Genomic DNA, 13,927 nt, shown 5'->3' with positions numbered 1-13,927 from the left:
AAGACAAAAGAAGGAGATTTTGGACACTCTGTCTAAAAGTGTTCAAAAGAAATTGTTTATGGCACATGACAACCGCAAAGCAAACACTAAGAGGGCTATTCAAGAAGCTATGGTTAGCCTCCTAAAAACAGAAAGTTTTGATGATATTACAACGATTAAGTTGGCTAAAGAAGCTGGTATTAGCCGTTCTAGCTTCTACACTCATTACAAGGATAAATTTGAGTTGATTGATTCTTGCCAACAAACGCTCTTTAATCAGGTTGAATACATTTTTGAAAAGCACGAAGGCAATAAAGCTCAAGCCTTTTTGGAAATTTTTGAATTTCTAAAACGTGAGCAGCTCTTATCTGCCTTGATTTCAGCTAACGGAACTCGTGAATTCCAAGCTTTTATCATTAATAAAGTACGTATTTTCATTAATACTGATTTACAAGACCGTTTTGGCCGTGATGAATTAAGTCCTGTTGAGAGAGAATACAGCAGTATTTACTTCGCCTATGCCTTTTTCGGCCTTTGCCAATCCTGGATTGCTAAAGGTAAAAAAGAATCACCACGCCAAATGACTAATCTCATCCTAAAACTTTTGCCGCTTTAACAAAAACCACCATAAAGGTGGCTTTTTTATATTCAATGAGAAAACAAAAAAACCACGGAAAAACCGTGGTTTTAAATACTTCAATAAACAGTGAATTAAAGCATTTTGTTGTAGTATTCAACGATAAGAGCTTCGTTGATTTCTGGGTTGATTTCGTCGCGTTCTGGAAGACGAGTCAATGAACCTTCAAGTTTTTCAGCGTCGAATGATACGAATGCTGGACGTCCAAGAGTAGCTTCAACAGCTTCAAGGATAGCAGGTACTTTAGCTGATTTTTCGCGAACTGAGATAACTTGACCTGGAGTTACGCGGTATGAAGGGATATCAACACGTTTACCATCAACAAGGATGTGACCGTGGTTAACGAATTGACGAGCTTGACGACGAGTAGTTGCAAGACCTAGACGGTAAACAACGTTGTCAAGACGACGTTCCAAAAGAACCATAAAGTTGAAACCAAGAGTTCCACCTTTAACTTTAGTAGCTTGTACGAACAAGTTACGGAATTGTTTTTCACCTACACCGTAAGTGAAACGAAGTTTTTGTTTTTCAGCCAATTGCAAACCGTATTCAGAAAGTTTGCTACGGTTGTTAGGACCGTGTTGACCTGGCACGTAGTTACGACGTGCTAATTCTTTACCTGTACCTGTAAGAGACAAGCCAAGGCGACGAGATTGTTTCCATGATGGACCTGTATAACGTGACATTTAAAATGTCCTCCTATAAAATAAAAATTTTGTAGGAAATAACAATTTAGAGAATCCTGATTCGTGCAGGTGACTTTCATCTAAACAGCCAAGATTACTTTTCCGACTTCTAGAAGCTTTTCTATAGAAAGAAAAACTGTAGAAGAGCCAACTGTTGACGAGCTTCATACTCTCCCGCTATTATTTCACACGGAACTTAGTTTAACATAAAAAAAAGGCTCTGTAAAGCCTTTTGTATGTTAATTCTTAGATAAAATTAATCAAAATAACGAATCAATGTTTTTTCAGTTAAAATGTCTGAATAAGTGTATGATTCAACGTATGAATTATTAATCGCACCTGGAACATCAGAGTTTTCATTGTATTCAACGATAAACAATGATGGGTAAACTTCAGTCAAACGACCAATTTTATTTTTTTCACGTTTACGACCATTTTCGAGTGTCAATTCAACCAATTGACCTTCGTGGGCTTTAATATCTTCTTTGATTTTTTTCATTTTTGCTACATCTGCAAATGCATCACTCATCTTATCGTTTGCTCCTTATAAAAGTTTTTTTCTTAACGCTCTTCAAATTGCGCAATACTAGAGAATTTATTATATTCCTTTTGGAAGATTAATTTCACCGTTCCACGCGCACCTGAACGGTTTTTCTCTAAGATAACTTCAATCGTATTATCCTCAACAGCATCATCGCTTTCTTCACCTTCACGACGATAATAATCATCACGGTATAAGAAAGCTACAATATCCGCATCCTGCTCGATAGATCCAGATTCACGAATATCTGACAAAACTGGTCGTTTATCTTGACGTTGTTCAACGCCACGAGACAACTGACTCAAGGCAATAACAGGAACCTTCAATTCCTTAGCCAAAATCTTCAATTGACGTGAAATATCAGAAACCTCTTGTTGACGGTTCTCAGGACGTGTCCCTGTAATCAACTGAAGATAGTCAATCACAATTAAACCAAGACCACCTTCGACTTCTTGAGACAACTTGCGGGCACGTGCACGAATTTCAGTAATCTTGATACCAGGCGTATCGTCGATATAGATTGGTGCATCAGCCAAAGCTCCCTGAGCAATGGTAATGTTATTCCATTCTTGATCGGTTAGCTGACCAGTTCTAAGGTTGTGAGAATCAACCATCCCTTCAGCAGCCAACATACGGTCAACCAAACTTTCAGCACCCATTTCCAGAGAGAAGATAGCTACAGGTCTATTTTGCTTAGTACCAACATTTTGAGCAATGTTCAAAGCAAAGGCTGTTTTCCCGACGGCTGGGCGGGCAGCTAGAATAACTAACTGATCAGGATGCAAACCTGTCGTAATCTTATCCAAATCACGAAATCCTGTTGGTAAACCAGTAACATCGCTCGTCTGACGTGAACGAATTTCCAAGTTTTCGTAGTTAACTTTCAAGACATCCGAAATCTTACGGAAACCACTACGGTTGCTGTGCTCATTAATTTCAATAAGTGCTTTTTCAGCTCCCGCAATGACATCTTCTGAATCAGTTGCCCCTTCATAAGCTAGGTTTACAGTCTCTGTCAACCTAGAGATGATATTACGCAACATTGCTTTTTCAGCAACAATCTTAGCATAATATTCAGCATTGGCACTTGTCGGTACACTGTTGACCAATTCAACAATATAAGACAAACCACCAATATTTTGTAAGTCTCCTTGGTCATCAAGAATCGTTCTTACAGTCGTTGCATCGATAGCCTCATTACGATCACTCAAAGTAATCATAGCTTTAAAAATTACGCGGTGCGAGTATTTGTAAAAGTCATCTGGGCTAACAAATTCACGAACAGTAATGAGTTTATCTGGCGAGATAAAAATAGAACCTAAGACAGATTGCTCTGCTAATAAATCCTGTGGCTGAACTCTCAATTCTGGCTCTTCTGCCAATTTTTTCACCTCCCCTAATAAGCTCAAATATTATTATGCTTCTTTAATGTTTAATTTGATTTCAGCAGTAACTTCTTTATGTAATTTCACAGGTACTTCAACAGAACCAATTGCACGAATTGGATGATCCAAATTAATCGCACGTTTGTTGATTTTTAGACCAAATTGTTTTGATAATTCTTCAACAATTTTCTTAGCAGTAATTGAACCAAATGTACGTCCATCAGGTCCAACTTTTTCAGTAAACTTAACAACAGTTTCTTCTTTTTCAAGCTCAGCTTTAAGAGCTTTAGCTTCAGCCAAGACTTCAGCTTGAGCTTTTTCTTCTGATTTTTGTTTACCTTTTAGTTCACCAATCGCTTGGTTAGTAGCTTCTTTAGCAAGATTTTTCTTAATCAAAAAGTTTTGAGCATATCCTGTTGGAACTTCTTTGATTTCGCCTTTTTTACCTTTTCCTTTAACATCTGCTAGAAAAATTACTTTCATCTCTCTGCCTCCATATTTTCTCTTAAATCATTTTCAATCACATCAAGTAAAGTACTCTCTGCTTGACTCACTGACATATTTTCCAACTGACATGCAGCTAGGGTAAAGTGACCGCCACCACCGAGTTCTTCCATCATGCGCTGAACATTAATCTTACTACGGCTACGCGCTGAAATAGCAACTTTATTTGGAGCAACTTGCACCAAAACAAATGTCGCCTCAATACCAGCTAAAGATAGCATGGTATCAGCCGCCTTACTAGCAACCACTTTACTATAATTGACACCATCACGCCCGCTAGCAATGATAATGTTATCGTAAATTTTTCGGCCTCTAAGGATTAATTCATTAACCAATCGATATTCCTCAAAATCCGTTTGAGAAATATTTTGAATTTCAATACTATCACTTCCGTGAGCTCGAAGATAACTTGCAACATCAAATGTTCGACTTGTAACGCTTGCTGAGAAATTCTTCGTATCAAGCATAATACCTGCCATCAAGACACTCGCTTGAATTTTACTCAAACGCTTCTTAGCATTCTGGAATTGAATCAATTCTGTAACTAACTCACTAGCACTGCTTGCTCCACTTTCAATGAAAGTGAGAACAGCATTTTCTGGGAAGTTTTCATCACGACGATGATGGTCTACAACAATCACATCTGTAAACTTATTGTAAAGCTTTTGCGATAAGGTCAAATCAATCTTAGAATGATCGACCATAATTAACAATGAGCGTTCTGTCATCATTGACATCGCCTGCTTAATAGTAATAAGTCGTGTCTTAGCATCTTCTTGCAATCTTTTAACAGCACGCGTAATATCCGGACTCATCTCATCTGGATTGTATACAACGTAAGATTCTTTGTTGATATTACTTGCGAAAAATTGCATCCCTACAGCTGAACCAAGAGCATCCATATCAATATTACGGTGACCAACCACAAAGACACGGTCAACACCTTTGATATGGTCTGAGATAGCTGTCATCATGGCACGCGTACGCGTACGTGTACGCTTGACGGTAGATACTGAACCACCACCAAAATACAATGGTTTCTTATGCTCGTCGTTTTCACAAATAACAACCTGATCACCACCACGAACAAGTGCTGTATTCAAATTCTGCAAAGCTACTTGTCCAATTTGTTGGTGATTATCATCACCATAAGAAACACCCATACTAAGCGTTAATGGCAAATTATGTTCTTCTTTAGCTTGTTTTCGAAAAGCTTCCAAAACATCAAATTTATCGTCAATCAAACTACTCAACACAGCATAATCTGTAAAAAAGTAGAAACGGTCCATGTTGACACGACGATAAAAAATATTTTTTGACTTTGTAAAATTCGAAATAAAGTTGGCGATGAAGCTATTGATTTGTGAAATCTCAGCGTCTGATAAATCATCTGTCACATCATCATAGTTGTCGATGGAAATAATCCCAATAACTGGACGTAAAAAGGCCGCATCCCCCAACTGACGATTTCCCATAGATGTATCAAAGAAATAGAAAATCCCAGTTGAAGAATCGATGTAAGATGAGTACTTATTGCCATTTAACTCAAATGTCTGAGTGGCGTCCCCTTCTCGCTTAGCCCCAATAATTCTACGAATGACATCATCCTCAAACTCTCCTTCTTCACTAGTAAAAATGAGCTCTGCGTATGGATTGAACCATTCTACCTCATTTGTTTCTTGATCAAACTGAACAACCCCTACTGGCATTTGTTCCAACAAGTGTTTTAAACCAACTTCTGTTTGGCTGTTTAATAATTCAATTTGTTCAAGTTCCGATAACTCGTAATTTTCTTTTTGGTAGTAAAGCAAAGCTACAAGTAAAGAAAGCGCCAAAAAGATTGCAGCTAAGATAGCTGACTCCGTCTGAAAAAGTCTGACACAGATAGCCAAGATGCCAAATAAAATAAGGCCAATCATGACTAAGTGGATAGTTGCAAATCGAAATCTTTTCATTGGTTAACCTCTTAGCTTACAATTATACCATAAAATAGGCTTAATTTATAGTAGGAAAGCAGAAAAGCAACCCCAGTTAATAGGGGTTGCTTTCTTGTTTTAATGATACTTAATCTTCTTGGTTACGATGGTGTTTTTGTTTACCTTCCAAGTAAACCATCAAGATAGAAATATCAGCTGGGTTAACCCCTGAAATACGGCTTGCTTGACCGATTGTTTCTGGATTAATTTTCTTGAATTTTTGACGAGCTTCTGTCGCAATAGAATCGATATCATCCCAGTCAATATTAGCAGGGATGCGTTTTTCTTCCATGCGTTTCATCTTAGCCACTTGATCAAGCGCTTTGTTGATGTAACCTTCGTATTTGATTTCAGTTTCCAAAAGTTCAATTACTTTACTATCAAGTTTTTCTTCAGCAGGACCGACAAAACTTGTTGCAATTTCATAATTGATTTCTGGACGACGCATGAATTCTTTAGCTGTCAAGGCGTCTGTCAATGGTTTGAAACCAAGTGCTTCAATACGTGCATTAGTTTCCTTGACAGGCTTGATTTTAAGACTTGACAATCTTGTCAACTCATTGTCAAATTGACGTTTACGGTTCAAGTAACGTTCATAGCGTTCTTCATCAACCAAACCAACACGGTGACCAATTTCAGTCAAACGCATATCAGCATTATCATGACGCAAAATCAAACGATATTCTGCACGACTTGTCAACAAACGATAAGGTTCCAAAGTTCCTTTTGTTACCAAGTCATCAATCATAACACCAATGTAAGCATCACTACGTTTTAGAATCATTTCTGGTTTACCTTGAACTTTAAGAGCGGCATTGATACCAGCAACAATCCCTTGTCCTGCAGCTTCTTCATAACCTGAAGTACCATTAGTTTGACCTGCGGTAAAAAGTCCAGAAATTTTCTTAGTTTCAAGTGTTGCACGCAATTGGTGTGGCAAAACGATATCATACTCAATCGCATAACCTGTACGCATCATTTCAGCATTTTCAAGCCCTTTAATTGAGTGAACCAATTCTTTTTGAACATCCTCAGGAAGACTTGTTGACAATCCTTGAATGTAAACTTCTTCAGTTTCGCGTCCTTCAGGTTCTAGGAAAAGTTGGTGACGTTCTTTGTCCGCAAATCGAACAATTTTATCTTCGATAGATGGACAGTAACGAGGACCTACCCCTTTAACAATTCCTGAAAACATTGGGGCACGATAAAGGTTTTTGTTGATAATATCGTGACTTGTTTGATTAGTATATGTCAACCAGCAAGGAATTTGATCTTTGAGATAATCTTCATCATTTGACATGAATGAGAAATGATTTGGTTTTTCATCACCTGGTTGAATTTCTGTTTCGTCATAATTGATAGAACTTGCTTTGACACGTGGTGGTGTTCCTGTTTTGAAACGTCCAATTTCAAGACCAAGTTCTTTCAAGTTGTCAGCAAGTCCGATAGAAGCCAAGCTGTTATTAGGACCTGATGAATACTTGAGTTCTCCTAAAATAATTTCTCCACGAAGAGCTGTACCAGTTGTGATAACGACAGCTTTAGCTGAAAATTTTTGATTAGTAGCTGTGCGAACACCAACAACTTTTCCATCTTCAACTAAAACTTCTTCAATCATTGACTGACGTAATGTCAAATTCTCTTGCTGTTCAACAGTATGCTTCATTGTACGAGAGTAAAGCGCCTTATCAGCTTGTGCACGAAGAGCACGTACAGCAGGACCTTTACCAGTATTAAGCATTTTCATTTGGATGTAAGTCTTGTCAATGTTCTTACCCATTTCTCCACCAAGAGCATCAATTTCACGAACGACGATACCTTTGGCAGAACCTCCGATTGCAGGGTTACATGGCATAAAGGATAACATTTCCAAGTTGATTGTAGCGAGCATTGTTTTACAACCCATACGAGCTGCAGCCAAACTAGCTTCGACACCAGCATGCCCTGCACCAACAACAATTACATCATAATTTTCAGCAAATTCATGTGTCATGATTCAATTACAATATCAAGTAAATCTTTGCCAATCTTTTTATCAAATTAAAGTAATCAAAAGATTAGCTAAGCTACTCAAAGCATTCCTTTCCAAATATAAAATACGATTAGTAAAACAAAAAACGGTCAAAACCCTCGAAAACTGTGCGACAAAAACGCACAATTCTCATGAGCTTTGACCATCATGATTATTGTTATGATTATTGTATCAAATTAAGTTAAATTGTCAATTTAATCGCCGATAATTTTTCGAGCAATAGTTGATTTTTCCCATTAGTCATAAGATAGTTATAAAAACTTTCTCGGCATAAGATTTTTCGGAGAAGGTTTTGATCGAGTTGATCTAGGATATCACTAAAAGAGCGTTTGGTGATAGTCGCTAACTTAACCAAGTTGTCAGCGTCTTGCCGTTTACGTTTAGCGTCTTCTTTTGGATATCCACAACCGAACTCATCTTCAAATAACTTATCTAGAGTGTACTGTAAATTTAGCTCACCTGACCACCCAAAATTTAAGCCTAATGGCAAAGAAACAACATTGCCATTATTAATACGACCAAAAAGATAAGCATCTTGTGGTGTTTGAATAAAGCCACAACGCAAGCCAGGTAAACTATTACAAGCAAGCATCATCCCTTGACCAGATGAACAACCAGTCACCACAAAATCTAGACTTTGTGTTTCAATCAACAAGCTTACCATAACAGCCACTTCAACATATGAAAAGTTTGCTGTTTCATTTGGGAACATTCCAAAGTTAACAACTTCGTGTAGTCCCTTTACAGCTTTCTGCACTGATTGAAATAAGAGGTCATTTATATCTGACCTTGTACTCGCTTGAATAACTCCCACTCTCATAAGATAATCTCCTAGCATCATTCCCGAAAGCAAGCCTGTCAACTTATCTTTACACCTTTGTCAACTAGATATATTGGCAAGCGACGCCATTTTTATAAGCCATATCGATAATACCGCCACCTAGGCATTCTTCACCATCGTAGAATACAACAGCTTGACCTGGTGTGATAGCACGTTGTGGTTCATCAAAGACAACTTCTGCTTTGTCACCTTTAACATGAACAGTAACTTTTGAATCAGGTTGGCGATAACGGAATTTTGCAGTAACTTCCATTGTAAATTCTTCAGGCATATCACGTGTAAAGTGAATACTTGAAGCATCAAGGCTAGTTGACATTAGTGACTCATGGTAGAAACCTTGACCAACGTAAAGAATATTTTTTGAAAGGTCTTTTCCGACAACAAACCAAGGAGCATTGTCGCCACCTTGTTGACCACCGATACCAAGACCTCCACGTTGACCGATTGTGTAATACATCAAACCAGCGTGTTCACCCATATCACGGCCATCAACAGTCATCATGCGACCTTTTTGAGCTGGTAAATATTGACTAAGGAATTGTTTAAAGTTCTTTTCACCAATAAAGCAAATTCCTGTTGAATCTTTTTTCTTAGCTGTTGCAAGTCCCGCGCGTTCAGCAATTTTACGCACTTCTGGTTTTTCCAAGTGACCAAGTGGGAACATTACTTTTTGCAATTGTTCTTGTGACAATTGACTCAAGAAATAAGTCTGGTCTTTGTTATTATCTGCACCACGAAGCATGTGAACTGTACCATCTTCATCACGAGAGACTTGTGCGTAGTGCCCAGTTGCCACATAATCAGCACCAAGTGTCATAGCGTAGTCAAGGAAGGCTTTAAATTTGATTTCCTTATTACACATTACATCTGGATTTGGCGTACGTCCTGCACGGTATTCCGCAAGGAAGTATTCGAAGACACGATCCCAGTACTCTTTTTCAAAGTTAACAGAATAATACGGAATGCCGATTTGGTCAGCAACAGCTGCTACGTCTTTGTAATCTTCGGTTGCTGTACACACACCGAATTCATCTGTGTCATCCCAGTTTTTCATGAAAACACCAATAACGTCGTAACCTTGTTCTTTCAAAAGAAGAGCAGTTACAGACGAATCAACGCCTCCACTCATACCAACAACAACACGTGTTTTTGAATTATCTGTCATGATAATCCTCCCATCAAGATATTTTTTTCGAACATAGGCTTGAAGGGCCCAGTTTTTCAAAAATCGATTTGAAGGTCGATTTTGAGCGCAGAAATCCACGCGAAGACTATTATAACATGAATTTCCAGTTATGTAAGGCATTTAGACTTATTTTTAAATCTTTTTCTCATTTTCTATAAAAGTAAGCGATTTATTATCGTTTACCCAATTCCTTTCCTTTGTTATAATAAGTAAGCATAGATTCTAGAAGGAGTAGATATGAAAAATCTAAAATTCCAATCCGTCTTTGATATTATCGGACCTGTTATGATTGGCCCATCAAGCAGCCACACTGCTGGTGCTGTTCGTATTGGAAAAATTGTTAACTCTATTTTCGGAGAAATTCCTGATTCCGTAACATTTCATTTATATAATTCATTTGCTAAAACTTACCGTGGACACGGAACTGATAAAGCACTCGTTGCCGGTATCCTAGGAATGGATACTGACAATCCAGATATTAAAAATTCATTAGAAATCGCTCACCAAAAAGGGGTACGCATTTATTGGGATATTTTAAAGGACAGTAATGCCCCTCACCCAAATACTGCTAAGATTACCGTTGAAAAAGGTGATAAAAGCATGAGTATCACAGGTGTATCAATTGGTGGAGGAAATATTGAAGTTACTGAACTCAATGGCTTCTCTGTTTCTCTTAAAATGAATACCCCTACTCTTATTATCGTTCACCAAGATATTCCTGGTATGATTGCAAAAGTAACAGATATTCTTTCTGAACACAATATCAACATTGCTCAAATGAATGTGACCCGCGAACGCGCTGGGGAAAAAGCCATTATGATTATCGAAGTTGACTCACGTGATTGTCATAAAGCTGTGGAACAAATCCAGCACATTCCGCACCTACACAATGTCAATTTCTTTGACTAGAAAGGAAAAGAATGTTTTATTCCATTAAAGAATTAGTTGAACAAGCCGATAAAGACTTTAACGGCAATATTGCTGAGCTAATGATTTCCACAGAAACAGAATTGAGCGGACGTAGCCGTGATGAAATTATTCATATCATGAAGAAAAATCTTCAAGTCATGAAAAATTCTGTTACTGATGGACTCACTCCTAGTAAATCAATTAGTGGGCTGACAGGCGGAGACGCTGTCAAGATGGATGCCTACTTAAAATCAGGTAAAACCTTGTCTGATACAACCATTTTAACAGCTGTCCGAAACGCAATTGCTGTCAACGAACTAAACGCCAAAATGGGGCTTGTCTGTGCAACTCCAACAGCAGGCTCTGCTGGATGCCTACCTGCTGTCTTAACAACGGCTATTGACAAATTAAACCTCTCTGAAGAAGAGCAGTTAGAGTTCTTATTCACTGCTGGTGCCTTTGGACTGGTTATTGGAAATAACGCTTCTATTTCTGGTGCTGAAGGTGGCTGTCAAGCCGAAGTCGGGTCTGCTTCAGCCATGAGCGCAGCAGCTCTTGTTAAAGCTGCCGGAGGCTCTGCATACCAAGCTAGTCAAGCTGTGGCCTTCGTCATCAAAAATATGCTAGGTTTGATCTGTGACCCTGTCGCTGGTCTTGTCGAGGTTCCTTGTGTCAAACGTAACGCACTTGGATCTAGTTTTGCCTTAGTTGCCGCTGATATGGCACTGGCTGGCATTAAATCACAAATTCCAGTTGATGAAGTTGTTGATGCCATGTACCAAGTAGGATCTAGTTTACCAACAGCCTTTCGAGAAACTGCTGAAGGTGGTTTAGCAGCCACACCTACTGGTCGTCGCTTACAAGCTAAAATCTTTGGTGAATAGACGATAGTATTCGAATACTATTTGTTTGGTTCCTTGCTAATTGACGTATTTGTCAATCATTGTTGACAAAATTTACAGGAGAGTAAACATGAAATCTATCTTATTTGACCTTGATGGAACACTAGTAAATTCAAGTCCTGGTATTAAAGCAGCATTTAATTATGCCTTTGAAAAGTTACAACTACCTTTACAGACCGACAAACAATTGTCAACATTTATCGGACCACCTCTAGAAGTCACTTTCGGTCATTATTTTGAGCAAGCTGACGAGGTTAATCATGCTATCAAAACCTTTAGAGATTACTATGGTGAAAAAGGAGTCCACCAAGTCTCTCTTTACACTGGTATCGCAGAAGCTCTACAAGAATTAAATGACTTAAATTACTCACTATTTGTTACCACAAGTAAGCACCAACCTATGGCTAACTTGATGTTAACAGAGCTTGGTATTATTTCACACTTTAAAAAAGTCTATGGGTCTACTCCCGAGCACTTCCACAAAGCTGATGTGATTAAGGCCTGTCTAACGGAACAAGGCATTCAAGCGCATGAAGCTGTTATCATCGGCGATACAAAGTTCGATATGATTGGTGGACAAAAAACAGGAGTTCGAAGACTTGGGGTAACCTGGGGATTTGGTAGCCTAGAAAGTTTACAAGAACATGGAGCAGAAAGTATCTGTCACCATCCATACGATATTAAAAAAGCACTATCATCTTTATAGGATAATTAGTGCTTTTTCTTCTATTAAATTAGTATCCCCAAGCTGACAGTCCTTGAGTATTGTAAACTTTAATTGCTGTTGCAATTTGATCTTGAACTGTTGCAGTTGATCCCCAACCTGGCATAGTCTGGAATAAACCAGATGCTCCTGAAGCATTGGCAACCGTTGGATCTCCATTAGATTCACGTGCAATGATAGCTTCCCAAGTTGATTGTGGAACACCTGTTGCAGCAGCCATTTGGGCAGCAGCATCTGAACCAACAGCACCTGCTGTATTACCATTTGAAGCTACTGATGGTGCCGTTTGGGCTGTCGTTGAAGATGGTGTAGGCGCAGCAGCTACAGTCGTTGTATTATCATTAGCTGGAGCAACCTCAGCATAACTTGCTTCTGATTCTTGAACCTCTTCGGTAGAAGATGCCTCAACTTCTTCAGTTTCTTCTGATGAGCTACTGCTAGACTCTTCTGATTCTGCTGTAGTTGAACTGATACTTGTTGATGACACTTCAGAGCTTTCAGAACTTGTTGACACAGCTTTCGCAGCTCCTGCCTCTGAACGAGTTGTAATAGTTTCTGCGAATGCTTCTATTTTTGGAATAAGGACAACAACCATTGCTACAACTAAAATAGCTCCAAGGATGCTGACAATAATATTTCTAATTTTTCTATGTTTTGCTTTAGTAATTCTACTATACATGTTAAATAAATATATACCTCTCTAGAACTCCTGTTTCCTATCATATAATTTATTTATTACTCGCAGATTGAAAATATGTTAAAAATATTACAGAGATATTGAGATTAACCTCGTTTTTACTATGAAAACGCTAAAATTAAAGCTTTTGCAGACATAAAAAAGCTTGAAGATAAATTCTTCAAGCTTATCTATCTAATACTGGTAATTCGCTAAATAGTAAATAATATTAACTCTAAGAAAAGTCTCTTATCTTAGTACCAACCGTTAGCATTCCAGAATGCAAGGGCTGCTGACCATGAACCGTAACGTCCTGCTACGTATGAATCGGCAACGCGTTCTTGGTTTTCAGCTGACAAGTCACCGTTTAGGTATGACATTGTCAATTGGTAACGACCATAGTATTGACCGTTTTGAGCTGTGTAGCTACCGCTTGATTCGCGTTGAGCAATGATTTCTTTAGCTTGAGCATCTGAAGTACCCAAGTTTGATGAGTAAGAAGTAGTTGTTGTTTCAGCTTGTGCAGCTGGTGCTGCTGCCGCTGAGTTATCAGTAGCTGTTGGAGCTGCTTCTACGGCTGCAGTTTCAGTTGTAGTTGCTGCTGGTGCAGTAGCTTCTGAATCTAGTTCCAAGATTTGACCTACAGTGATGAAGTCAACGTTAGCGATTTGGTTAGTTGAAGCCAATTTTTCAACTGTAGTGTTGTAAGTTACAGCAATTTCAGAAAGTGTATCACCTGATTTTACTGTGTATGAATCAGCGTTAGCAACTGCTGGGGCAATAAGTGCTGCTGCTGCGGCTACACCGGCAAGACCAAGTTTAATAGATTTCGATTTAGTTTTAAAAATATTTGTTTGCATTATATGCTCCTTTTTTGTTTCAAAAATTAGTACAGGCTATATAATACAGACTTAATGTTACTCTGGCTTTAGAGTTATATTAAAAATAT

14 protein-coding genes are annotated in these 13,927 nt (G+C 38.4%); 4 read left to right on the top strand and 10 right to left on the bottom strand.

From position 1 onward, the window contains the following. Positions 1–58 precede the first annotated feature (58 nt). A complete protein-coding gene (locus E0E02_RS02715) occupies positions 59–595 on the top strand; it encodes a TetR-like C-terminal domain-containing protein (RefSeq protein ID WP_039696208.1) in 537 nt (178 codons plus the stop codon). Between the two features lie 95 nt (positions 596–690). On the opposite strand, the gene rpsD is transcribed toward E0E02_RS02715, so the two are convergent. The 8 genes from rpsD to mnmA form a co-directional block, all read right to left on the bottom strand. Further along, the gene (rpsD, locus tag E0E02_RS02710) at positions 691–1,302 is read right to left on the bottom strand and encodes a 30S ribosomal protein S4 (RefSeq protein ID WP_004233633.1); all 612 of its coding nucleotides are present in this window, start codon (positions 1,300–1,302) and stop codon (positions 691–693) included. Positions 1,303–1,558: 256 nt separating this feature from the next. Further along, the gene (locus E0E02_RS02705; protein ID WP_004233634.1) at positions 1,559–1,831 is read right to left on the bottom strand and encodes a Veg family protein; all 273 of its coding nucleotides are present in this window, start codon (positions 1,829–1,831) and stop codon (positions 1,559–1,561) included. A gap of 32 nt (positions 1,832–1,863) precedes the next feature. Continuing rightward, positions 1,864–3,225, bottom strand: coding sequence for a replicative DNA helicase (gene dnaB, locus E0E02_RS02700; protein WP_039696105.1), 1,362 nt, complete (start codon positions 3,223–3,225; stop codon positions 1,864–1,866). Positions 3,226–3,258: 33 nt separating this feature from the next. Then, complete coding sequence (rplI, locus tag E0E02_RS02695; protein WP_006531457.1) at positions 3,259–3,711, bottom strand: 50S ribosomal protein L9; 453 nt, start codon at positions 3,709–3,711, stop codon at positions 3,259–3,261. Next, complete coding sequence (locus E0E02_RS02690) at positions 3,708–5,687, bottom strand: DHH family phosphoesterase (RefSeq protein WP_133017777.1); 1,980 nt, start codon at positions 5,685–5,687, stop codon at positions 3,708–3,710. Before E0E02_RS02690 ends, rplI begins: the two co-directional genes overlap by 4 nt. Before the next feature lie 109 nt (positions 5,688–5,796). After that, on the bottom strand, positions 5,797–7,701 hold the full coding sequence (gene mnmG, locus E0E02_RS02685) for a tRNA uridine-5-carboxymethylaminomethyl(34) synthesis enzyme MnmG (RefSeq protein WP_039696103.1): 1,905 nt from the start codon (positions 7,699–7,701) through the stop codon (positions 5,797–5,799). 220 nt (positions 7,702–7,921) lie between these two features. Beyond that, complete coding sequence (locus E0E02_RS02680) at positions 7,922–8,560, bottom strand: RpiB/LacA/LacB family sugar-phosphate isomerase (protein ID WP_133017776.1); 639 nt, start codon at positions 8,558–8,560, stop codon at positions 7,922–7,924. Between the two features lie 64 nt (positions 8,561–8,624). Continuing rightward, positions 8,625–9,746 (bottom strand): tRNA 2-thiouridine(34) synthase MnmA, encoded by a 1,122-nt coding sequence (gene mnmA / locus E0E02_RS02675; protein WP_074564673.1) that lies wholly within the window; start codon positions 9,744–9,746, stop codon positions 8,625–8,627. 258 nt (positions 9,747–10,004) lie between these two features. On the opposite strand from mnmA, the gene sdaAB reads away from it, so the two are divergent. From sdaAB to E0E02_RS02660, 3 genes are all read left to right on the top strand, one after another. After that, on the top strand, positions 10,005–10,676 hold the full coding sequence (gene sdaAB / locus E0E02_RS02670) for an L-serine ammonia-lyase, iron-sulfur-dependent subunit beta (protein ID WP_015695832.1): 672 nt from the start codon (positions 10,005–10,007) through the stop codon (positions 10,674–10,676). A gap of 11 nt (positions 10,677–10,687) precedes the next feature. After that, positions 10,688–11,560 (top strand): L-serine ammonia-lyase, iron-sulfur-dependent, subunit alpha, encoded by an 873-nt coding sequence (gene sdaAA / locus E0E02_RS02665; RefSeq protein ID WP_074603177.1) that lies wholly within the window; start codon positions 10,688–10,690, stop codon positions 11,558–11,560. Positions 11,561–11,648: 88 nt separating this feature from the next. Continuing rightward, positions 11,649–12,284: an HAD hydrolase-like protein gene (locus tag E0E02_RS02660; RefSeq protein WP_015695833.1), complete on the top strand. Its 636-nt coding sequence runs from the start codon at positions 11,649–11,651 to the stop codon at positions 12,282–12,284. Positions 12,285–12,312: 28 nt separating this feature from the next. On the opposite strand, the gene E0E02_RS02655 is transcribed toward E0E02_RS02660, so the two are convergent. Both E0E02_RS02655 and E0E02_RS02650 read right to left on the bottom strand, forming a co-directional pair. Then, the gene (locus tag E0E02_RS02655) at positions 12,313–12,981 is read right to left on the bottom strand and encodes a transglycosylase SLT domain-containing protein (protein ID WP_093815639.1); all 669 of its coding nucleotides are present in this window, start codon (positions 12,979–12,981) and stop codon (positions 12,313–12,315) included. A 251-nt stretch (positions 12,982–13,232) separates the two neighbouring features. Continuing rightward, positions 13,233–13,838 carry a LysM domain-containing protein gene (locus E0E02_RS02650; RefSeq protein ID WP_133017775.1) on the bottom strand — a complete coding sequence of 202 codons (606 nt, stop codon included), beginning with the start codon at positions 13,836–13,838 and terminating at the stop codon, positions 13,233–13,235. Positions 13,839–13,927 lie beyond the last annotated feature (89 nt).

The sequence above is a fragment of the Streptococcus sp. KCJ4932 genome (assembly GCF_004352745.1).
Taxonomy (GTDB): Bacteria; Bacillota; Bacilli; order Lactobacillales; family Streptococcaceae; genus Streptococcus; species Streptococcus ruminicola.
The sequence above is the reverse complement of the archived record's forward strand: the minus strand, read 5'-3'. Positions and strand labels throughout refer to the sequence as shown.